Below are 21,778 nucleotides of genomic sequence, written 5' to 3'. Positions count from 1 at the left end.
GCGCGATTGATCTCGCGCCACCCCTTTCACTTCCATACCCGTACACACAAGGAGTGGGGCAGCTATGTCGGGCCTATCAATTGAAAATATTTCCATGCGCTTTGACCTGCCAAACGGCGGATCAGTGCAGGCGTTGAAAGACGTCACACTCAACATTCAACCGGGCGAATTGATGAGCGTTCTGGGGCCATCGGGCTGCGGAAAGACAACGCTTCTGAATATCGCTGCAGGATTTTTAGCGCCCACCGAAGGACGCATCGCCATGAACGGCCACACGGTCACCGGCCCCGACGCGGAGCGGGGCATGGTGTTTCAGCAAGGCGCGCTGTTTGAGTGGATGAGCGTTCGTGAGAACGTCGCTTTCGGGCCGCGTATGAAGGGCGAGAAAGAGGCGCAATACGCCGCCAACGTCGATCACCTTCTGGATGTGGTCGGTTTGCAGGATTTCAAAGAGAAAGCCATTTACGAACTGTCGGGCGGCATGCAGCAACGTGTGGCGCTGGCCCGTTGTCTGGCGAATGATCCCGACGTCATCTTGATGGATGAGCCTCTGGGCGCGCTGGACGCGTTGACCCGCGAGAAAATGCAAAGCCTTGTGCTGAAGCTGTGGAAAGAAACCGGCAAGACGATCATTCTGATCACCCACTCGGTGGAGGAAGCATTGCTTCTGGGCGAGCGGTTGCTGGTGATGGCGCCGCGTCCCGGCCGCATCCACAAAGAATACCGCCTGCCGTTTGCCGATCTTGGCGTCGGTCAGGATTTGCGTGAAGTGAAGAAACATCCAGACTACAGCAAAACCCGCGAAGAAATTCTCGCCATGATTTGGGACATGGAAGAGGAAATTATGGGCCGCACGGAGGAAAGCGCATGATTATTCTGCTGATTTACGTCGCTATTTTCGTCGGCGCATTCTTCGCCGTCAAATACGTCGCGGCCTCAACGACGCCGAAAGACTACACGTCCCTGAAGACGGTGACCTTCGGGGACGAAAGCGCTGTGCGGCCAAGCCGCGCCGCGTCGATCATCTCGGTGGTCAGCATCTTTTTGCTCTGGGCGGCCTTCACCGGATCAAGCCTGATCCCGTCATTCCTGCATGCGCCGGGCGCTTTTACCGGCACGGGCGAATTTACCTACACAGTAGAGGCTGGCGGCGAGACAGACGACGCCACGGTAACGGTGAACGTCCACGACAAAGACGCGGATGGGACTGTACCCGACGTCGCATTGGGCGACGGCTTTGCCAAAAACGACAGCACATCCATCGTGAAATACCGCTCCAAGCTGTTACGCGTGGACCAAAACGACGAGCAAGGCCGTGACAGCGGCGCGCAAATCGTCGCCGTCAACGGCCAAGCCATCACACCCGGCGGCGAAGTCATGACGGACTTCGCGCGGGTTGCCATGACACCGAAGGGGACGCTGAACATCGTGCCCAAAACCGGTTGGCAGATGGAGCCTATCTGGCTGCCACCGCCGGAGGATGTGGCCAAGCGCGTGAGCGATATTGCCACGGACGGTTTCCGCAACTTCACGTTGCTGGAGCACCTAGGGTTCTCCTTGTTCCGTGTGGTCGTCGGGTTCTTCTTCGGGGCCTTGATCGGCATTCCGCTGGGGTATGCGATGGGGCTATCCAACTGGTTCCGTGGCTGGTTTGACCCGATTGTGGAATTCATGCGCCCTGTGCCACCACTGGCACTGATCCCGCTGGTGATCATCTGGGCTGGCATCGGGGAGACGGGCAAAATAATCCTGCTGTTCCTCGCCGCACTATGGATCATGGCAATCGCCGCACGCTCCGGCGTGTCGGGGGTGAATATTACCAAGGTCCACGCGGCCTATTCCTTGGGTGCATCCAAGTGGCAGATCATGCGCCACGTGATCATCCCGAACAGCCTGCCGGAGATATTCACCGGCGCGCGTGTTGCGATGGGGGTCTGCTGGGGCACGGTTGTGGCGGCGGAGTTGGTCGCGGCGGAAAAGGGGGCGGGCATGATGATCATGGTGGCCTCCAAATTCCAGAACACCGACATCGTGCTCATGGGTATCATTCTGATTGGCGTCATCGGCTTTAGCATCGACGTGCTGATGCGTTGGGCGGAGCGGATCTTGGTGCCTTGGAAAGGCAAAAGCTAAAACCCAGCTTATGTCGTGAATACGCTGCCGCCTGTCTTGTTTCGATAGGCGGCAGTTTTCGTTTGGGCAGAGGGTGGCGGCATGTTTTTAAGTATCTTCGATATCTTCAAGGTGGGCATCGGCCCATCGTCTTCCCACACCATGGGGCCGATGACGGCTGCGGGGCGCTTTCTGGACGACCTGCGCGGGGGGCGTGAAAAAGAACCGGGCGCGGGGAAGCTTGCGGCTGTGTCGGCATCCTTGCACGGGTCGCTGGCGTTTACCGGCAAGGGACACGCGACGGACCGCGCGGTGATGCTTGGTCTGATGGGCTTCCTGCCCGCGACGATGGACCCTGATGCCGTGGAAGACTTGATTGAAACGCTAAAGGTCGAAAAGACCGTGAGGCCTGAAGGCCTGCCAGCGCTGGCGTTTGATCCCGCGACGGATGTGGTGTTCGATTACGACCTGACGCTGGACGGCCACGCTAACGGGATGATCCTGAAGGCGTGGGACGCGGCGGGCAATCTGTATATGCAAGAAACGTATTACTCTGTCGGTGGCGGATTTGTCCTGACCGAGAAAGAGTTGGCGGGCGCAGAACCAGACCTGCACGCGCAAAAAGAACAAGCCGGTTTCCCGTACCCCTTCGGCTCCGCCGCAGAGATGTTGCAAATGGGCGCGGCCAGCGGCAAAACCATCGCGCAGATGAAGGAGGCCAACGAGTTAGCCACCATGTCCCGCGCGCACCTTGACCAAAACCTGACCGTCATTCGAGATGCGATGTTTGACTGCGTCGACCGAGGGATGCGTATGGACGGTGTGCTACCCGGCGGGCTGAACGTGAAGCGTCGCGCCAAGCGCATTCACGACCAGCTGATCGCGGAGCAAGGTATGAACCGAAGCCAGCCCCACACGATCAATGACTGGATGAGCGTTTATGCCATGGCAGTAAATGAGGAGAACGCGGCCGGCGGCAAGGTCGTGACCTCACCGACCAACGGGGCGGCTGGCGTTCTCCCTGCGGTGCTGCGCTATTACAAGGATCACTGCGTCGGCGCGACGGAGCAGGGCCAGCGCAATTTCCTGCTGACGGCCGCTGCGATTGGCGGGTTGATCAAGCACAACGCGTCCATTTCTGGCGCTGAGGTCGGCTGTCAGGGTGAGGTGGGGTCCGCATCCGCGATGGCGGCGGCGGGGCTGTGTGCTGCCCTTGGTGGCACCAATACACAAATTGAGAACGCGGCGGAAATCGCGTTGGAGCATCACTTGGGTATGACGTGCGATCCAGTCGCGGGGCTGGTTCAGGTGCCGTGCATCGAACGCAACGGCTTGGGGGCGATTAAAGCCGTTTCGGCGGCGTCACTTGCTTTGCGCGGCGACGGCACACATTTCATGCCGTTGGACAATTGCATCGAGACCATGCGCCAAACCGGCATCGACATGAGCACAAAATATAAAGAAACGTCACTCGGGGGACTTGCAGTCAACATTCCAGAGTGTTGAGGTCTGGCTGATTAATCAGGAGATCACATCATGAAGAAAATTGTGCTGACAGGCGCGGCTGGCAACCTTGGTAAACTTTTGCGCGCGCCATTGGCGGCGATGTGTGACGAGTTGCTGTCGACGGACATCGCGCAAAGCGTTGGCGATTTGGCCACGAACGAGACCTTTGTGCAGGCTGATTTGGCAAAGATGGATGACATCCGCCCGTTGCTGGAGGGCGCGGATATGGTGGTGCACTTCGGCGCATTGGTGGATGAGGTTCCGTTTGAGGAAATCTGGGGCCCGAACTTCGTAGGCTCATACAATATCTGGCAATCAGCCAAGGAGCACGGCGTGCGCCGTGTGGTCTATGCGTCTTCGATCCATGCGATGGGCATGTATCCCAAAACCGTCGCGATCACGCCCGATATGTCGCACCGTCCAGATACGTATTACGGTCTCGCCAAGTGTTTCACGGAAGATTTAGGCCGAATGTTCTGGGAGAAGGAAGGGGTGGAATCCGTCCACATCCGCATCCTGTCGGCCACATCGCGCCCCGGCAACGCCCGCGCGTTGGGCTCATGGTTGAGCCCTGATGATCTGGTCCAAGTGGTGACGCGTGCTATTGATACACCCGTCGTCGGCTTCTCGGTGATTTACGGCGTGTCCAACAATGACCGCTCGCCCGTAGATAATTCGTCGGCGTCCCATCTGGGCTACCGCCCGAAGGACAACGCCGAAGTGTTCGCTGAAGAGATACTGGCCGACACCCCGCCTGCGGATTTGAACGATTTGGGGCTGACATGCCACGGTGGGCCGTTTGCGTCAGCCACATTGGGTGTTAGCCCGATGGCGTTGATGGGCATCCCTGAAGACGACTGACCGCACACCTTATGGCGCGGCCTTGACGGCATGAAGTATGCGGTAGCTAATGGGCGCGCCTGAGGCGGTGGTACATAAGGAGCAGATCAATGAACCATATTCTAGCGATTGATCAGGGAACGACATCAAGTCGCGCCATTATTTTCGACCAAGACATGAAGATTGTCGCCACCGCTCAAGAAGAGTTCACCCAGCATTTCCCGAAGTCGGGCTGGGTGGAGCACGACCCCGCCGATCTGTGGTCCACAACGGCGGGGACTTGCCGCTCGGCGATTGAACGCGCGGGGCTCACCGCTGAACAGATCGCGGCCATCGGGATCACCAACCAGCGCGAAACCACGCTGGTGTGGGACAAGACTACCGGCGAGCCGGTGTACAACGCTATTGTTTGGCAGGATCGGCGGACCTCGGACTACTGCCGTGAACTGCGCGATGCAGGTCATGAGGCGATGTTCACCGAACGGACGGGACTGCTTTTGGACCCGTATTTTTCCGGCACCAAGCTGCGCTGGATACTGGAGAACGTGGAGGGCGCGCGGGCCCGTGCCGAGTCGGGTGAGCTGCTGTTCGGGACGGTTGATAGCTTCCTGATCTGGAAGATGACAGGCGGCGCCGCACATGTGACCGACGCGACCAACGCGGCGCGGACCTTGCTTTATGACATCCGAAAAGGCCGCTGGAGCACGTCCATCTGCGATATGCTGGGCATTCCGATGGGTATGCTGCCGGAGGTAAAGAATTGCTCTGACGATTTCGGCATGTGCCGCGCGGATCTGTTTGGCAAGCCGTTGCCCATCTTGGGCGTGGCGGGCGATCAGCAGGCGGCCACGGTCGGGCAGGCTTGCTTCCAACCTGGCATGATGAAGTCAACCTACGGCACGGGGTGCTTTGCGCTGCTGAACACCGGAGAGACGCCGGTGGCGTCAAAGAACCGGATGCTAACGACCATCGCTTATCAATTCGATGGCAAGCCGACCTACGCGTTGGAGGGATCTATTTTCATCGCGGGCGCGGTCGTCCAATGGCTGCGCGACGGGATCAAGATCATTCGCGAGGCTGGGGAAACACAGCCGCTCGCTGAGAAGGCCGATACTGGCCAGAATGTGATCATGGTCCCAGCATTCACCGGCCTAGGCGCGCCCTATTGGGATGCTGATTGTCGCGGCGCGATTTTCGGGCTGACGCGGGGCACCGGCCCAGAGGAGTTCGCCCGCGCTGCGCTTGAGAGCGTGGGGTATCAGACCCGCGACCTGCTAGAGGCCATGAAAGACGATTGGGGCGGGGACGGCAAAGATGTGTTGCGCGTGGACGGCGGAATGACGGCTAGCGACTGGGCGATGCAATTCCTCAGCGATATCATCGGTGCACAAGTGGACCGCCCAGAGGTGTTGGAAACGACGGCATTAGGTGCGGCTTGGCTGGCTGGGTGGCGGGCCGGACTTTACCCCGACATGGAAGGCTTTGCCCAAAACTGGGCGTTGGAGCATCGGTTTGAGCCGAATATGGACGACCCGACCCGCGACGCAAAATATGCCGGCTGGAAGCGAGCAGTGGCCGCAACGATGGCCGTTTAGCGGGGTGTGATGATCTGTGCGCCGATGTGGGCGAGCTTTGCGTCGACCAACGCAGTCTGCGATGTGGTCAGAATTTGACTGCGGGGATAGCGCGGATTTGAACGGTCGTTCAATACGGGCGTGTCCCAACCATCAGTCGTCTCAAAAAAGCGTTCGGCGCCGTCTTCACCGAATACCTCCAGAAAGCCCTGAACGACTACATCGAGATAGCTGAGCAGGATGGGGTGGCGCACGTCTGGCGTGGCCTGAAGCTCCGGCTGGGTCTGATACATTTGCACATCAACCGCACCTGCGCTGTGCTTTAGCTGCGTCGCGTCAAGGTTGCTGCGGAAGTAGCCTGTTTCGCGCAAGTCGAGCACTTGCCAGTCGGAATTCGGCACCTCTGCAATCAACCCGTCAATCTGTGCGCCCTCTGCGGGGGTCACGCTTAGGAACGCTTGGTCGCGCAGGGAGGTGTGGCGCCATACGCGCCGCCAGCCATTCAGTTGCGCGGGATGGGTGGAGCGGTACGTGTGCGTCGCGGCGTTTACCAGCGACCCGTACCCGAAGAAATATGGATCAAGCATGGCCGGACTTGACCGGATTTTCCCCGCCAGCACAAGTTGAGTTTGGGGTATAACCAAGGTCCATATTCAAACCGGAGAAGTCAAAATGTCGATTGCACGCGTTACAGAAGTTATTTCGTCCTCAACAAAAAGCTTTGAGGATGCGATCCAGCAAGGCGTTGAGCGGGCGTCCAAAACCCTGAAGAACGTAGAGGGCGCTTGGGTCCAAGATCAAAAATGCACAGTCAAAGACGGCAAGATCTCTGAATACCGCGTGATCTTGAAAGTAACCTTCGTACTTGAAGACTAAGCGGGGCCCTTGAATCCAAGGCGGTGTTTCAACAGCCGCCATCCAAGTTTTGGAATACGCCGCAACAGCGCACCGCGCAGGTCGGCGTATTCTGCCTCCCCCGCCAAAAGCTCCAGATACTTCATTTGCAGCGAGCTTCCCCGCTCGAACGCTTTTCTGAAATAGCCCTCGGTGGCCTTCGGGAACATGATCATCCGCCACAATCTGGCTTGGTCAATCGAGCGTTGGATGGGTTTCACCAAACGCATGTATTCATCCAGCGCAACGTTCGCCTGTCCCGCGCGCAACGCCCCTATGGCGGCGGTGGCCGCGTGGTGGCCGCTTTCCATGGCGAGCGCGATGCCTTCGCCCGTGATCGGATCCACAAGGCCAGCGGCGTCACCTGCCAGCAATACATGCGCGCGCCCCGGTCTACGTTTGTAGTCACCGAACGGCAGGTACTGCCCTTTGTAACGCAGGTCTTCGTCGCTGCCTGTTTGGGTCACATAGGTGGCCATATTGGCCTTCATGTCAGCGTTCTTGACGTTGATACCCCCGACGCCGACCGTCACGGTTTTGCGCTTGGGGAAGGACCACCCGTAGCCCCAGCTTGCGGCGTCAAAGTCGATCTCTACGGCGCCGTCGCGTGACGGCGTACGCGGGGTTTCTATCTCAAGGCCGAAGCCGATCTTTTCGGGGTCGAACGGGCGGCCAAACAATGTGCGCGCGACGAATGAATTCACCCCGTCTGCGCCGATCAAGGCTTGAAAGCCCAGCTCGGTGCCGTCCCTCAGGGTTAGGGTGTGCTCATTCAGTTCGGTGATGGGTTGGCCCACATGGGGAACCGCGCCCGCGTCAACGGCTGCTGCGTGCAGCATCGCGTCAAAGTCGCGGCGCATCGTCAGGTGGACGGGCGGGGCATTCGGGATGTCTGCCAGCACGCGCCCCTTGGACATGAAACGCATGTGGTCTGTGGTCACGAACAGATCGTCGCTGACCTCCAAACCGAAAATAGCACGCATCGCCTTTTGGCTGCGACCCGTGAATAACCCGCCACACAGCTTGTCACGCGGGAAGCTGGCCTTGTCGACGACTGCGACCCGCAGTCCGGCCTTAGCGGCGGTGGTTGCAGCGGCGGAACCTGCGGGGCCGGAGCCGACGACTATGATATCATATTCTAACATGCGTGACTTTTAGGCGATCGCGATGGCCCTGCCAATGCGCTACCTGCACTGCCAATGTGTGATGGTGTCTTGGGTGGGTTTCGGCTAGGTCGGAGCGACAAGTATGGGGATAAGAACATGATACCAGAGACTGTTTTGGCGCGTAGCAATGGCGCGTGTGAGCTATGCGGCGCTGAGGCGAGCGTCGGGTCTGCCGTGAACCCGCGTGACGACGTTATCGCCCTCTGCGCGACATGTGCGTCGGGCGACGCAGACGACAGTCACTGGCGCTGTTTGCAAGGGGCGGTGTGGTCCGAGGTGCCGGCGGTGCAGGTTCAGGCAGTCCGTCAGCTGCGCACGCTTGACGCGGCGTGGGCGCAAGAGGCACTCGATATGGTTTATCTGGATGATGATGTGGCGGCGTGGGCTGCTGACGTCCCGGTGGAGCACCGCGACGCCAATGGGGCATTGTTGTCGGCGGGGGACAACGTTGTGCTGATCAAGGATTTGCCCGTGAAGGGCGGGGGATTTACCGCCAAGCGCGGGACGGCTGTGCGCGGGATTTCACTGGTTGCAGATAATGCCGGTCACATCGAAGGGCGCGTTGAGGGGCAGCGGATCGTGATCCTGACCGAGTTCGTGAAGAAGAAGTAGCGACAAAAGAAAAGGGCGCGCGAAGTTTCCTTCGCACGCCCCAAAATTCTGTATCGCGGTGGCTTATGCCAGTGCGATGTTCACTGCGCTCTCGCGGCCGTCACGGCCAGCTTCGATGTCGAAAGTTACAGCTTGGTTGTCGTCCAGTGTGGACAGACCGGAGCGTTCCAGTGCGGAGATGTGCACGAACACGTCCTTGGAGCCACCTTCTGGAGCGATAAAGCCGAAGCCTTTAGTGGAGTTAAACCATTTTACGGTGCCATTAGCCATCGTAGTATTCCTTAATTATGCTGCCCGCATGATCGCGGCAACCCGGCTCGATTGGTCTGTGACGATAGACTGGCGGCCGTATTAGGGAAGACAGTGGGTCGAAAGAGGCAAACGTTGCAAGGCGCGTTTGGCATGGTTCGACCCACAAGTAAAGCTTTTTCGGTTACAGCAGGGCTGCAATCAAATCCTTCAACGCCAGACGCTGCTTGCGCAACTCGGCCTCATGCAGGCTGTCGGTCGGCTCCACATTGGTTTCGGCGCGGTGCACCGCGCGGTTCACCTCGTGGTATTCGTCAAACAGTTTGCGAAAATGGGCGTCCCCTTCTTTCAGGACATGGATTTGGCTGATCTTGTCGGGGAACTCTTCGGCAAGCTCGTGCGGGGTATGAGACATCGGGGGCTCCATAGTGTGTCGCTTGGCGCCAGTATGGGCATGCAGCAATACGCGACTTTGATGTGGGTCAAACGGCGCGCGGAATAGGGTGGCATCGTGCAAAAGGTCATGCTTCCGGCGGAGAAAGCAGGAAAGCGGCGCATTGTAGCGGGCGAAAACCGCGCCAAATCCGACGAAAGTTTGACGGGTCATAAGTTTTTTCCGGTCCGGCGCCGCCAGAAGGCGTCAACATTGAGACGAATTGGCCCTTGGCGGCACAAAACTGGGCCAATTGAGCCTAAATCATGTCATCTGCGAGCGCGAATTGAGGTAATTTAATGTCAAAAAATTAAGGTATGGAGAAACATACTTGCGAGATTGGTGCATTTTTAGCCCTAATTAATGCATAAACCAGCTCTTCCCCCTCTGTTAAACACCTTTAGGAGACTGTCATGACTGTGACCCTGATCGAAAAAGCCCGCAGCAACCGTTTGACCGCACTGCGCGCCCTGCAAATCCGCAAATCCGGCTCTGACCGCGTTACGTTGTTCCCAACGGTTGACCGCGATGCCACGCAGATCATGTTCGCGTCCCGTCGGGCACACGCCTCCCAACCTCGCCCATTCGTCGCGGCCTAAATCGCGACAGGGGCGCCGCTCGCTACACGTTTTGCGCTCCGACCTAGGGCCGATTTAACCGGACCTCCTCCCAAGAAATCGCTCAGGGAAACCTGGGCGATTTTTTTGTTTTTACCCCTGGCCAAAGGGCGTCTGCCACGGTCGGAGAAGATGACTCTGCGCGTCGACCGAGGCGTGGCGAAGATCGAGGAGTGCCTGACGGTTGAGAAGAATTTCCACCAGTCTATTGAGCAGACCATGGACAGGTACAGCGATCCGGCACCGGAGGATATCGAGCAGGGGGCTTAGGTTGGATGGGGAGGAAAGGGCGGTCCGAAGACCGCCCAACAATCAGAGCACGAAGCTCAAAATCGCCAGCAAGAGTGAAATTGTTCCAACAACGTCGGAATAACGCACTCGCCCTTTCAACTTGAATGAAAATTGCATTGGAGTGATCCTTAACAACGCTCATCCAGATGAGCTACTACAGTAACTCCGTATTTGTATCCCGCCCCACGATCGGCGGTTTGGCATGGTCCTATGATCACTCGAACCTACCTTCGGCGGGCACCCGCTGAGTGTCGCCCAGTCGGACCACCTTAGCCTAATCCCCGCGAAGGTTTCGACATAGCACCGCTAAGCACTTCAAGGTTCGTGGGCGGGGTTTGCCGTGCTCCACAGGAGTTGCTCACCCGCCCTACGGCCAGCATCCGCTGACCTCCTCAAGAAAATGTTACTGGGGGGCTTTATTTCTAGATTTCAACGGGGCGCGAACGCGTTTCAAAGAAAACGCTGCCTCGCGCTCGTCGCGCCGCAAGCGGCGCGACGGTTACCTCGTGAACTTCTTGTACTTCACCCGCTTCGGCTCCACAGAATCCGGCCCAAGACGACGGATTTTGTCTTCTTCGTAGGCCTCGAAGTTGCCTTCGAACCATTCCACATGGGCCTCGCCCTCAAAGGCTAGGATGTGGGTGCAGAGGCGGTCGAGGAAGAAGCGGTCGTGGGAGATGACCACGGCGCAACCGGCGAAATCCTCAATCGCATCTTCAAGCGCCCTTAACGTTTCCACGTCTAGATCGTTGGTAGGTTCATCGAGCAGCAACACGTTGCCGCCGGATTTGAGGAGTTTCGCCATGTGCACACGGTTGCGTTCACCGCCAGACAGCAGGCCCACTTTCTTCTGCTGGTCGCCGCCCTTGAAATTGAAGGCGGAGCAGTAGGCGCGGGAGTTCATTTGCGCATCACCCAGTTGGATGATCTCGCCACCGTCGGAAATTTCCTCCCAAACGGTGGCGTCAGACGCCAGGGCATCGCGGGATTGGTCCACATAGCTAAGCTGCACGGTATCGCCGTAAGTGACGGAACCGCTGTCGGGCTGTTCTTGCCCTGTCAGCATGCGGAACAGCGTGGATTTACCCGCGCCGTTGGGGCCGATCACCCCGACGATCCCACCCGCAGGCAGGGAGAAAGACAGGTCTTCGACCAGCAGCTTGTCGCCGTAGGCTTTGGTGAGGTTTTCGACCTCGATCACCTTGTTGCCCAAACGGGGGCCATTGGGGATGATGATCTGGGCATTGCCGAGCTTTTCACGCTCTGACTGGTTGGCCATCTCGTTATAGGCGTTGATACGGGCCTTGGATTTGGCTTGGCGGGCTTTGGCGCCAGCGCGAATCCATTCGAGTTCTTTTTGCAGGGTTTTCTGCTGCGACTTGTCTTCCTTGGCCTCGCGCTCCAGACGCTTGGCTTTCTGTTCCAGCCAGCTGGAATAGTTGCCCTCGTAAGGAATGCCGCGACCACGGTCGAGCTCCAGAATCCAGCCGGTGATGTCATCAAGGAAGTAGCGGTCGTGGGTCACGATCAGGATCGTGCCCTTGTAGTCGATCAGGTGCTTTTGCAGCCACGCGATGGTTTCCGCATCAAGGTGGTTGGTCGGCTCATCGAGGAGCAGCATGTCTGGTTCCTCGAGCAGCAGTTTGCACAAGGCCACGCGGCGCTTTTCACCGCCCGACAGGCTTTCGACGGCGGCGTCATCTGGTGGGCAGCGCAGCGCTTCCATCGCGACGTCGATTTGCGCGTCGAGATCCCAAAGGTTTTGGGCGTCGATCTCGTCTTGGAGCTTCGCCATTTCCTCGGCGGTCTCGTCGGAGTAGTTCATCGCCAGCTCGTTGTAGCGGTCAAGAATGTCCTTCTTAGCCTTCACGCCCAGCATCACGTTGCCGCGCACGTCTAGGGCTTCGTCGAGGTTCGGCTCTTGCGGCAAGTAGCCGACATGCGCGCCCTCGGCAGCCCATGCTTCACCGGTGAAGTCCTTGTCCTGACCGGCCATGATGCGCATCAGCGAGGATTTACCCGAGCCGTTAACACCCACGACACCGATTTTCACACCGGGCAGGAAGTTGAGGCGGATGTTCTCGAACACCTTCTTGCCGCCAGGATACTGCTTGGAAACGCCGTCCATGAAGTAGACGAATTGATTGGCTGCCATGGGATGAACTCCGGACTAGAATGAGATTGCTTTGTGGGGTGTTTAATCGGGCTTGGGGCTAAGAGCAATCGCGGCGCTTTGATTTGACGGCGGCACGGATTGAGCGCAGATTGCGCCGCATGACAAAACCACAACGCCCCCCAAAGCCCCGCCCCATTCACTACCGCCCCGCAGATGACCGTTATGACCGCATGGTGTACCGCCGCTGCGGCAAATCCGGTGTAAAACTTCCCGCCGTCAGCCTAGGGCTGTGGCACAACTTCGGCGGCGACACACCACATGAGTTGAAGCGCCAGCTGTGCCGTACTGCGTTTGACCACGGGATTACGCATTTCGATCTGGCCAACAACTACGGCCCGCCTCCGGGGTCTGCTGAGACGGCCTTCGGCGAGGTTCTCAAGACCGATTTCGCGGGCTACCGTGACGAGCTGATTATCTCCAGCAAGGCGGGCTATGACATGTGGCCCGGGCCCTACGGCGAGATGGGAAGCCGCAAGTATCTGGTGGCATCTTGTGACCAGTCTTTGGCGCGGATGGGGCTGGACTATGTGGATATTTTTTATTCGCACCGCTTCGATCCGGACACGCCACTTGAGGAAACCATGGGCGCGTTGGATTACATCGTGCGCTCTGGCCGCGCGCTTTATGCGGGCATTTCCAGCTACAACTCCGAGCGGACCCGCCAAGCTGTCGGAATCCTGAAGGATTTGGGCACGCCGATGTTGATCCACCAGCCGTCTTACAACTTGCTGAACCGTTGGGTGGAGCATGATGGTTTGCTGGACACATTGGATGATCTGGGCGTCGGCTCAATCGCGTTCACACCGCTGGCGCAGGGAATTTTGACCAAGAAGTATCTTGGCGGGATCCCCGAAGGCAGCCGCGCGACGCAGGGCAAGTCACTGCTGGACGGCATGATCAACGAGCGATCTCTGGCCAGCGTGCGTGCGCTGAACGACGTGGCAGAGGCCCGCGGGCAGACGCTTGCCCAGATGGCACTGGCGTGGGTGCTGCGTGGCGGTCGGGTGACGACTGCGTTGATCGGTGCATCCAAGCCAAGCCAGATTGAGGATTGCGCGGGCGCCGTGGCGAATTTGGAGTTCACGGCGGGCGAGTTGGCGGAGATCGACCGCATTTCTTCCGAGGAAGAAATCAACTTATGGGCGAAGTCCTCTGAAACCGACTAACTGTCTCCGCGCGGGCTGGCCTATGGCACAGGCCGGACAAACTGTTGGACTGCTGGGCGGGTCGTTTGACCCTGCCCACGCGGGCCACGCCCATATCACCCGCGAGGCGATAAAACGGTTCGGGCTGGATTTCGTATGGTGGCTGGTGAGCCCCGGAAACCCGCTGAAAGAGCGCGGTCCGGCCCCTATGGCGGCGCGAATGACGCGCGCGCGCGCGGTCATGGACCATCCCAAAGTGCGTGTGACCGATTTGGAGACTCAGCTTGGCACGCGCTACACGGCGCAGACGTTAAGGGCGCTTCGTGCGCGCTATCCTACGGTGAATTTCGTGTGGTTGATGGGGGCGGACAACCTCGCCAGCTTCCATAAGTGGCAGGACTGGCGGTGGATCATGGAGAACGTGCCGATCGGTGTGCTGGCGCGACCAGGGGATCGGATTTCCGCCCGTCGGTCAGTTGCGGCGCAGGCTTATGCCCACGCCCGATTGCCTGGCGTGGCCTCCCAGCTTTTGGCGCGAGAGGGCGCACCGCGCTGGTGCTACATCAACCTGCCGCTCAGCGATGCGTCCTCAAGCGAAATCAGAGCGTCGGGCGCTTGGACTTCGGGATAAACAGTGTGGCGAAGCCGGACAGGAAGATCACCACCAGACCAAGGGTGGACAGCCCGTCCGGCAGATTCCCGAAGACCAGCCAGCCGTAGGCGGTTGCGCCTATGAGTTGGACATAAACGAACGGCGCAAGAACGGATGCGCCCGCCCGCGCGTATGCGAAAATCAACAACAGGTTACCAAACATCGACGCGACACCGGACCACAGCACCAAGCCGGACACGGCGGGGGTGACGGTGGGGAGGTTCAGTAACCCAAGGGGGGTGAGCAGAAGTGCACCGATGAAAAGCTGTGTCATCATAAGGTGCACGGGCTTTCCGTACGGCGACACCCAGCGGGACGCCGTAAGAAAGACGCCGTAGCAAATCCCCGAGAATGCAGCCCACGCAAGGCCCGTTGTCATCCCGAAGCCGGGCTTGACGACCAAGAACACGCCGATGAGGCCAATTGCCAACAGGATAAGGCGCAGCGTACTGGGGACCTCTTTAAGCAGGGTCACCGACAGGATGTAGCTGACCATAGGGCCAAGGAAGAACGCCGCGAACACGTTTGCGATAGGTTCGGTCTTTAGGGCGGTCAGGATGGTCGTGATTGTTATCGCCTGAATGGCGCTGCGCACCCATATGCGCCAGTTCTTCAGCAATCCGAAGGCATCTTTGTGCAGTGCGAACGGCAATAGCACAAGTAAACCAACAAGATAGCGCGACCATGCCACGAAAAAGGGGGCTATTCCCGTGGATGTCATCAGCTTGCCTGCGGTATCCCCAAGCGGGATCAGCAGCATTCCAAGCGACATCATTGTGACGGCAAAAAGAATTGAGCGTTCCATTACTGCTGCGTATCAGGGCGTAACTGTGCTTGCCAGCGCCAACGGCATGGGGGATTAGTTTGATATGAGTAGAGATCCTATCGTGACAAAATTCGGACGGCGCGCTGTCCTTGGTTTCTTGATGTTTGGCGTCGCCGACGTGGCACTCGCCGGTGCGCCTGCGGTGTCGCTGCGCCCCGTGCGCAAGCCTGCTGATGCAGTGAAGCGGTCGGTCAAAGGCGTGACGTCTTTGGTGGCTGATGCCAACTTGGGCGGCAAAGTGAGCTTTGTCGTCGCCGATGCGCGAAGCGGCGCGGTGCTGGAATCCTATAACCCGCTAGCTGCCCAGCCGCCTGCAAGCGTCACCAAAGCGTTAACTACACTGTTTGCGCTGGATCGCTTGGGCGCGGGCAAGCGGTTCAAGACGCAGCTTTTGGCGACTGGCCCTATCCAAAATGGCGTTTTGGCGGGGGATCTGGTGTTAAAAGGTGGCGGGGACCCGACGCTGAGCACGGATGATCTGTTCGAGATGGCAGGGCGGCTGAAAGCGGCGGGTGTGACCTCGGTCAAGGGCAAGCTGCGGGTCTACGGGGGGATGAGCGTGATCGACCAGATTGATCGCGACCAGCCGGAGCACGTTGGGTACAACCCCGCTGTTGCGGGGCTAAACCTGAATTTCAACCGTGTCTATCTTGAGTGGAAGCGCAGCAGCGGCGGCTATTCCGTCACGATGGATGCGCGGTCCAACAAGATCAGGCCTGGTGTCGGCTTTGCCAAGACCACCGTTGCGGCGCGCAGTTTGCCGATTTTCAAATACTCCGGCGCGGGCGGTCGGGACAACTGGAGCGTGGCAAACAAAGCGCTGGGCAAGGGCGGCGGGCGCTGGTTGCCTGTGCGCCGACCAGAGATCTACGCGGGCGACGTGTTGCAGACGGTGGCGCGGTCCCACGGGATCAAACTGCCGTTCCCTGTGAAGGCGTCCGGCGCGCCGCGCGGCACTGTCTTGGTGGAACATGTTAGTCAGGATTTACGGGTGGTCGCCCGCGACATGCTGCGGTTCTCGACGAACCTGACGGCGGAAGTGCTGGGCCTGCAAGCAAGTGGAGCGGGCAGCCTGAAGGCCTCTGCGCGCGCGATGAGCCAGTGGCTGGGCGATACCTACGGAATGAGAAAGGCCAAGTTTGTCGACCATTCCGGCCTTGGGGACGCGTCGCAGATCAGCGCGCAAGAGATGGTAAAGGCGCTGGTGGGTGCAGGGGCGAATAGCCAGCTGCGCTCCATCTTGAAATCCATTCCTGTGCGGGACGGCGATAACAAGGTCGTGCAGAATAGCGCCACCAAAGTTGTGGCGAAAACGGGGACGTTGAACTTTGTCAGCGCCCTTGCCGGATATATCCGCACGCCGGACGGGCGCGATTTGGCGTTTGCGATCTTTATGGCGGACGTGCCGCGCAGGCGTGCCCTGAAAAAGTCGGAGCGCGAGTCACCTCGTGGATCACGGTCGTGGAACGGGCGCGCCAAGCGGCTGCAATCGGAACTGATCAACCGTTGGGCGGTGCTACACGGGGCCTAGCCTTTGAGGTGGCGGGCTCTTGCACCGCGCTCAATCGCGGCGGCGTGCAAGCGGTCGATTTGTAGCTCGTAGCGGATTTCTTCCAGCAGTCGCAGTTCAGGCTGGTAGAGGGCGCCATCGGCGGCGGCGACATCGCATGCGAAGGCGTATGCCGTTTCAAAAAGGTGCTCTGGCAAGGCCGCACGCACGATCTCAAAAAGGGCATCCAGCCCTTCTTCTTCCTCGAACAAATCGGTTGTGATGGTCGACACCTCTTTGATGCGGTCAACATCGTAATCGTTGAAGATGGGCAGGGACGTCACCGCCTGTTGGATCGCAACGAGTTCAGCTGTGCGCATGTTTTGATCGGACATCGACACGGCGATCATGATGGCGACCAGCGCGTCTTGCGGGGAAAGGGATGCTGCGTCGAGGGTCATAGCCTGCTCCGGTGATGGTATTGTTGCGGTGCAGAATATTGACCTGAGGCAGCGCACACAATAGGTAGCGGGCTTGCCGTGTCATATGGTGTGCCGCGGATAAAACTGGATGTGCTCCGATGACGGATATGCGTGACGCTGGATTAACCTCTAAAGCTTGGCCCTTTGTAGAAGCGCGGTCGTTGCTTAAACGTTACGAAAAGGGTGCTCCAGAAAAGGGTTACGTGCTGTTCGAGACAGGTTACGGCCCTTCAGGCCTGCCCCATATCGGCACATTTGGCGAAGTCGCACGAACCACGATGGTGCGGCGTGCGTTCGAAGTCATTTCGGACATTCCGACGCGGCTGATTTGCTTCTCTGACGATGTGGACGGCATGCGCAAGGTTCCGGGCAACGTACCGAACCCCGAAAAATTGGAAGAACATTTGCAACGCCCGCTGACACGGGTGCCTGATCCGTTCGGTGAATTCGAGAGCTTTGGCCACCACAACAACGCCATGTTGCGTCGGTTCCTTGATGCGTTCGGGTTTGACTACGAATTCTATTCGGCGACGGAATTCTATACCTCTGGCAAGTTTGATGCGGTGCTGCTGCGGGCGTGTGAAAAGTATGATGACATCATGAAAGTGATGCTGAAATCCCTGCGCGAAGAGCGTCGCGGGACCTATTCGATCTTCCTGCCAATCCATCCGGAAACCGGTCGGGTACTGTATGTGCCTATGAAAAACGTGGATGCAGAGAAGGGCGAAATTACCTTCGATGATGAAGATGGTCGCGAGTGGACGCTGCCCGTGACTGGCGGCAACGTGAAGTTGCAATGGAAGCCGGATTTCGGTGCACGTTGGGCGGCGCTGGACGTTGATTTCGAGATGTACGGCAAGGACCATTCGACCAACACGCCGATCTACGACCGTATTTGCGAAATTCTGGGCGGCAAGAAGCCGGAGCACTTCACCTATGAGTTGTTTCTTGATGCTGAAGGCCACAAGATTTCCAAAACGTCCGGCAACGGCGTGTCGATTGACGAATGGCTAACCTATGCCTCCGCGGAATCGCTGTCGTACTTTATGTATCTGAAGCCAAAGACGGCGAAACGGATGCATTTTGATGTGATCCCGAAAGCGATGGATGAATACCATCAGCAGTTGCGCGCTTACGTGGGCCAAGACGCCACCGCACGCGCCAACAATCCGGTGTTCCACATCCACGGTGCCGATGTGCCGGAAAGCAAAATGGTTGTGCCGTTCTCTATGCTGCTCAACTTGGCCTCGGTGGCGAATGCGGAGGAGAAAGACCAGCTTTGGGGCTTCATCCAGCGCTATGCGCCTGACGCCACGCCTGAAACCCACGGCGACCTGGACCAAGCGGCGGGTTATGCCGTGCGCTATTACAACGACTTTGTGAAACCGGCGAAGGTGTTCCGCCTGCCAAGCGAGTTGGAGCGCGAAGCGCTGTTGGACCTGCGTGGGCAGTTGGCGGCATGGGACGGTGGTTTGGACGCGGAAGCGCTGCAATCGGTCGTGTTTGCCTGCGGTCGGGAGCGGTTTGACCCGCTGCGTGACTGGTTCAAGGCGCTTTACGAAGTGCTGCTTGGCGCGTCGCAAGGCCCGCGTTTCGGGGGCTTTATCGCCCTGTACGGCGTGGACGAAACGATCGCGCTGATTGATGCCGCGTTGGCTGGTGATTTGGTCGCCTGAGGTCCGAAAATTGACCTGACCCGCATCTGCGCTACCTTGGATTTAACAAGGAGAGCGTGATGCGGGTTTTGTTTGCGGTGATATTTTCGATGTTCGTGGCGCAGTCGGCGATTGCCGAGGAGCGCATCGCCGATATTGAGACAATCATCCAGAGCCAAGTTGACGCCTTTCTGGATCAGGACACGACAACGGCGTTCTCCTATGCGTCCCCCGGTCTGAAACGCCTGTTCGGCACGCCGGAACGGTTCGGCCAAATGGTTCAGAACGGCTACCCTATGGTTTGGGCCCCGTCCGAGATCCGGTTCTTGGAGTTGCGGCGGCAGGGCGCATTGCTCTTCCAGAAGGTGCTCATCATTGACGAAAACGGCGCGCCGCACGTGTTGGAATACAACATGATGCAGGTCGAGCAGGGCTGGCTGATCGACGGTGTGGAGTACCTTGCCGCACCACCGGTCGGTGCCTGATGCCCCCTGCGTACGGTGCGAATTAGGCTAGCCTTAACAGTTTCCAACTAAACCGCCCTCCGTCAGGACGGCGTGTCCGGCATTTCCCAATTTGAGCATCACTTCCACCCCGATCTCGGGGGCGCACGGGGCTTGCCGCGTGCCGCGCTTTGATCCGACACGCCCGCTCCAACCAAGTTGAAAAGGGCTACGGATGAACAAGGCGATTACTGACGGGCTGGTGCTTACGCCGCCCCCATTTGCGAACGGTCTGGATGTGTGGTCCCGCGGCGACGGGACCCCCGGAACGGCGACCTATGATGGCTTTGCCTCGGCGGCATATGTGCCGGCGGATCAGGATTTCGGTGGCTGTCTCGAATTGCAGAAGACCGAAAACATCCAATCCTTGCGCTACATGGGTGAGACGCCGTTGCTGCCGGGATGCTACTTGCAGATCAAGGTTCGCGTTAAGGCGATTTCGGGAAACCTTCCGACGGTCCGTGTTGGTGGCTTTGCGGGCGGCGCGGGCGGTGTTGCGGTCGCTGGCGTGACCACGCAAGGGGCGGCCGCCACATTGACGGGCTACGGCGAGGTCGTGGAAATCACCGCCATCGTCGGCGGCGGCGCGCGTACGGGTGTGGACCTAAACTGGGGGCGGGAGGCTTTGTACGGCCACTTCGGCATTGATCTGACCGGCGCAAATGGCGGGGTGGTGCGCATTGACGACGTGCAGATTGGGGACGTTACATCGGCGTTCCTGCGCACGATGATGGACTGGGTCGACGTGAAGGACTTCGGTGCGGTGGGTGACGGTGTCACCGACAACACTGCAGCCTTTGAAGCCGCGGATGCGGCGGCGGGTGGGCGCGAGGTACTTGTGTCTGACGGCGTTTACCATCTTGCCAACAACGTCACCTTCGAAAGCCGCGTGCGGTTCCAAGGTACGGTGACGATGCCCGCAGAAAAGTATCTGGCGCTCTCTCAGAACTTCGATTTCGACCACTATGCGGCGGCCTTTGGGGATGAAGAACTGGCGCTTCGCAAGGCGTTTCAGGCGCTGCTAAAGCAATCCAGCCATGAAAGCTTGGACCTGTGCGGGCGCTCCATCGGGTTGCGAGGGCCGATTGACATGCAGGCGGCGGTGCCGGATGTGACATCGTTTACCGCGCGGCGTGTGATCCGAAACGGGCAGCTGGATGCGATTGCGGATCCGGCTTGGGCCACTGGCACCGCCAGTTCCGCCGCTACTTACGCCACGTCGCAGCCCTATACCCTAAGCAACGTCACCAATGTGGCAAACATCGAAGTCGGTAGCTTGGTGCAGGGCAATGGCGTCGGGCGTGAGGTTTATGTGACCAGCAAGAATGTGGGTGCCCAGACGCTAACGCTGAGCCAGCAACTCTATGACGCGGTGGGGACGCAGACTTACAGCTTCAAACGCTTCCGCTACATGTTGGATTTCAGCGGCTTTCAGAAGCTGTCGCAGTTCAACATCTCTGACGTGGACATGAAGGCCGACGGGTTGGCGAGCTGTGTCATGCTGCCGCCTGCTGGTCTGATCTGGCACCTGCGGGATTGCTTTTTTAACCAGCCGTTGGACCGCGCGGTGACATCCATCGGACTGGCGTGTCAGGGGATGATGATTGATCGGTGTCAGTTCATCTCGAACGAGCAGGCCCTAGCGGCGACGGAGCGGGCGTCGATCGGCTTCAACATCAACGCGAACGACAGCAAAATCCGCGACAATCGCTGTATTCGTATGGGCGCCTTCGCGGTCATCCACGGGTCTGGCCACATGCTGCTGGGGAACCATTGGTTCCACGGCGACAACCTGAGCGGGGCGCCGCGCGTTGCGGGGCTGATCCTGACCAAGCCGTCCTCAAAAATCGTGATCAACGGCAACTACAGCGACAACAATTACATCGAGTGGAACAACGAGCATGACGCGTTGCCGAACTTTTCCAGCGAGCTGAGTTTTGGGGCCTTGTCGATTGTTGGCAATATTTTCACGGCAATCGGCGCGGCGTCGTACTTCCGGTTTATCGTGATCAAACCTTACGGGGCGGGGCACTTTATCAATGGGCTGAACGTCTCTGGCAATACGTTCAAGGTTACGAACGGCAACATCGACCGTGTGGACAAGGTAGATGACAGCGTTGCCGCGCTGGATGCGGGGCGGTTCCGCAACATCAACTGGACGGGCAATACCTACCATGCGGTGAACCAATGGACACAGAGCCCTGTCATGTTGTCATTTAGTGAGACCAGCGCGGCGGAGACATGGCGCTGTGACTTCACGGATTGGCTGCCTTTCGGCGGGCGTGCCAGAAACGTCACCGATGTCACACCAGTGGGTGCGCTGCGCAATGCTGGCAACGTAAAGCAGTTTGTCACCCATTACACCGACCCCGAGGAGGGGGCCTCCAAAGGGGCGGTTGATGTCATCTGGGGGACGGCGGTGAAGGGCAGGGTGAATGTGACGGCGCGCGTCGACAACCCATACTGACCGCCGGACGGGGTGGCGACGTATTGACGTGGATCAAAGCGGATGGGCTGCGTTAACGGGTATTAAGGGGGCAACTAAAGGAGAAGGTT

General features: G+C 58.8%; 22 protein-coding genes. 15 read left to right on the top strand and 7 right to left on the bottom strand.

Features of this window, described 5'->3' with window-relative positions; genetic code table 11:
• Positions 1-64 precede the first annotated feature (64 nt).
• From BLW66_RS12915 to glpK, 5 genes are all read left to right on the top strand, one after another.
• Positions 65-871, top strand: a complete 807-nt coding sequence (locus BLW66_RS12915; protein WP_089947579.1) for a taurine ABC transporter ATP-binding protein — start codon at positions 65-67, stop codon at positions 869-871.
• On the top strand, positions 868-2,133 hold the full coding sequence (locus BLW66_RS12910; RefSeq protein WP_089947578.1) for an ABC transporter permease: 1,266 nt from the start codon (positions 868-870) through the stop codon (positions 2,131-2,133). Before BLW66_RS12915 ends, BLW66_RS12910 begins: the two co-directional genes overlap by 4 nt.
• Positions 2,134-2,214: 81 nt before the next feature.
• The gene (locus BLW66_RS12905) at positions 2,215-3,618 is read left to right on the top strand and encodes an L-serine ammonia-lyase (RefSeq protein ID WP_089947577.1); all 1,404 of its coding nucleotides are present in this window, start codon (positions 2,215-2,217) and stop codon (positions 3,616-3,618) included.
• A gap of 30 nt (positions 3,619-3,648) precedes the next feature.
• Positions 3,649-4,479, top strand: a complete 831-nt coding sequence (locus BLW66_RS12900) for an NAD-dependent epimerase/dehydratase family protein (RefSeq protein WP_089947576.1) — start codon at positions 3,649-3,651, stop codon at positions 4,477-4,479.
• A gap of 89 nt (positions 4,480-4,568) precedes the next feature.
• A complete protein-coding gene (glpK, locus tag BLW66_RS12895) occupies positions 4,569-6,053 on the top strand; it encodes a glycerol kinase GlpK (RefSeq protein ID WP_089947575.1) in 1,485 nt (494 codons plus the stop codon).
• Here the strand turns inward: glpK and BLW66_RS12890 are convergent.
• The gene (locus tag BLW66_RS12890) at positions 6,050-6,619 is read right to left on the bottom strand and encodes a gamma-glutamylcyclotransferase family protein (RefSeq protein WP_089947574.1); all 570 of its coding nucleotides are present in this window, start codon (positions 6,617-6,619) and stop codon (positions 6,050-6,052) included. The genes glpK and BLW66_RS12890 overlap by 4 nt on opposite strands.
• An 85-nt stretch (positions 6,620-6,704) precedes the next feature.
• On the opposite strand from BLW66_RS12890, the gene BLW66_RS12885 reads away from it, so the two are divergent.
• Entirely contained in the window at positions 6,705-6,908 is a 204-nt protein-coding gene (locus BLW66_RS12885; RefSeq protein ID WP_089947573.1) for a dodecin family protein, read from the top strand.
• On the opposite strand, the gene BLW66_RS12880 is transcribed toward BLW66_RS12885, so the two are convergent.
• Positions 6,905-8,071, bottom strand: a complete 1,167-nt coding sequence (locus tag BLW66_RS12880) for an NAD(P)/FAD-dependent oxidoreductase (protein WP_089947572.1) — start codon at positions 8,069-8,071, stop codon at positions 6,905-6,907. The two genes, BLW66_RS12885 and BLW66_RS12880, sit on opposite strands and share 4 nt — an antisense overlap.
• Before the next feature lie 117 nt (positions 8,072-8,188).
• Between BLW66_RS12880 and BLW66_RS12875 the strand changes: the two genes are divergently transcribed.
• Positions 8,189-8,704 (top strand): PhnA domain-containing protein, encoded by a 516-nt coding sequence (locus tag BLW66_RS12875; protein ID WP_089947571.1) that lies wholly within the window; start codon positions 8,189-8,191, stop codon positions 8,702-8,704.
• Between the two features lie 63 nt (positions 8,705-8,767).
• On the opposite strand, the gene BLW66_RS12870 is transcribed toward BLW66_RS12875, so the two are convergent.
• The gene (locus tag BLW66_RS12870; protein ID WP_089947570.1) at positions 8,768-8,974 is read right to left on the bottom strand and encodes a cold-shock protein; all 207 of its coding nucleotides are present in this window, start codon (positions 8,972-8,974) and stop codon (positions 8,768-8,770) included.
• A gap of 163 nt (positions 8,975-9,137) precedes the next feature.
• Positions 9,138-9,368, bottom strand: coding sequence for an HP1242/YdcH family protein (locus BLW66_RS12865; RefSeq protein WP_089947651.1), 231 nt, complete (start codon positions 9,366-9,368; stop codon positions 9,138-9,140).
• Between the two features lie 431 nt (positions 9,369-9,799).
• Between BLW66_RS12865 and BLW66_RS12860 the strand changes: the two genes are divergently transcribed.
• Both BLW66_RS12860 and BLW66_RS17800 read left to right on the top strand, forming a co-directional pair.
• Positions 9,800-9,985, top strand: coding sequence for a hypothetical protein (locus BLW66_RS12860; RefSeq protein WP_089947569.1), 186 nt, complete (start codon positions 9,800-9,802; stop codon positions 9,983-9,985).
• A gap of 105 nt (positions 9,986-10,090) precedes the next feature.
• Positions 10,091-10,273 (top strand): hypothetical protein, encoded by a 183-nt coding sequence (locus tag BLW66_RS17800; protein WP_139254570.1) that lies wholly within the window; start codon positions 10,091-10,093, stop codon positions 10,271-10,273.
• 520 nt (positions 10,274-10,793) lie between these two features.
• Here the strand turns inward: BLW66_RS17800 and ettA are convergent.
• Positions 10,794-12,449, bottom strand: coding sequence for an energy-dependent translational throttle protein EttA (gene ettA / locus BLW66_RS12855; protein ID WP_089947568.1), 1,656 nt, complete (start codon positions 12,447-12,449; stop codon positions 10,794-10,796).
• 155 nt (positions 12,450-12,604) lie between these two features.
• Between ettA and mgrA the strand changes: the two genes are divergently transcribed.
• Positions 12,605-13,636 carry an L-glyceraldehyde 3-phosphate reductase gene (mgrA, locus tag BLW66_RS12850; RefSeq protein ID WP_089947650.1) on the top strand — a complete coding sequence of 344 codons (1,032 nt, stop codon included), beginning with the start codon at positions 12,605-12,607 and terminating at the stop codon, positions 13,634-13,636.
• A 22-nt stretch (positions 13,637-13,658) separates the two neighbouring features.
• Complete coding sequence (locus tag BLW66_RS12845; RefSeq protein ID WP_089947567.1) at positions 13,659-14,246, top strand: nicotinate-nucleotide adenylyltransferase; 588 nt, start codon at positions 13,659-13,661, stop codon at positions 14,244-14,246.
• Here BLW66_RS12845 and BLW66_RS12840 read toward each other — a convergent pair.
• On the bottom strand, positions 14,215-15,072 hold the full coding sequence (locus tag BLW66_RS12840) for a DMT family transporter (RefSeq protein ID WP_089947566.1): 858 nt from the start codon (positions 15,070-15,072) through the stop codon (positions 14,215-14,217). The two genes, BLW66_RS12845 and BLW66_RS12840, sit on opposite strands and share 32 nt — an antisense overlap.
• A gap of 64 nt (positions 15,073-15,136) precedes the next feature.
• On the opposite strand from BLW66_RS12840, the gene dacB reads away from it, so the two are divergent.
• On the top strand, positions 15,137-16,624 hold the full coding sequence (dacB, locus tag BLW66_RS12835; RefSeq protein WP_089947565.1) for a D-alanyl-D-alanine carboxypeptidase/D-alanyl-D-alanine endopeptidase: 1,488 nt from the start codon (positions 15,137-15,139) through the stop codon (positions 16,622-16,624).
• On the opposite strand, the gene BLW66_RS12830 is transcribed toward dacB, so the two are convergent.
• Positions 16,621-17,043: a tellurite resistance TerB family protein gene (locus tag BLW66_RS12830; RefSeq protein WP_089947564.1), complete on the bottom strand. Its 423-nt coding sequence runs from the start codon at positions 17,041-17,043 to the stop codon at positions 16,621-16,623. The genes dacB and BLW66_RS12830 overlap by 4 nt on opposite strands.
• A 119-nt stretch (positions 17,044-17,162) precedes the next feature.
• On the opposite strand from BLW66_RS12830, the gene BLW66_RS12825 reads away from it, so the two are divergent.
• The 3 genes from BLW66_RS12825 to BLW66_RS12815 all read left to right on the top strand — a co-directional run bounded on the left by BLW66_RS12825 (position 17,163) and on the right by BLW66_RS12815 (position 21,689).
• On the top strand, positions 17,163-18,740 hold the full coding sequence (locus BLW66_RS12825) for a lysine--tRNA ligase (RefSeq protein ID WP_089947563.1): 1,578 nt from the start codon (positions 17,163-17,165) through the stop codon (positions 18,738-18,740).
• A 59-nt stretch (positions 18,741-18,799) separates the two neighbouring features.
• Positions 18,800-19,204 (top strand): DUF4864 domain-containing protein, encoded by a 405-nt coding sequence (locus BLW66_RS12820; protein ID WP_244508642.1) that lies wholly within the window; start codon positions 18,800-18,802, stop codon positions 19,202-19,204.
• Between the two features lie 193 nt (positions 19,205-19,397).
• Positions 19,398-21,689 (top strand): glycosyl hydrolase family 28-related protein, encoded by a 2,292-nt coding sequence (locus BLW66_RS12815; RefSeq protein WP_089947561.1) that lies wholly within the window; start codon positions 19,398-19,400, stop codon positions 21,687-21,689.
• The last annotated feature ends 89 nt before the right edge of the window (positions 21,690-21,778 follow it).

Source organism: Litoreibacter albidus, from assembly GCF_900107015.1.
Classification (GTDB): domain Bacteria; phylum Pseudomonadota; class Alphaproteobacteria; order Rhodobacterales; family Rhodobacteraceae; genus Litoreibacter; species Litoreibacter albidus.
Note: the sequence above shows the minus strand (reverse complement) of the source record. Positions and strands in the feature narration are given on the sequence as shown.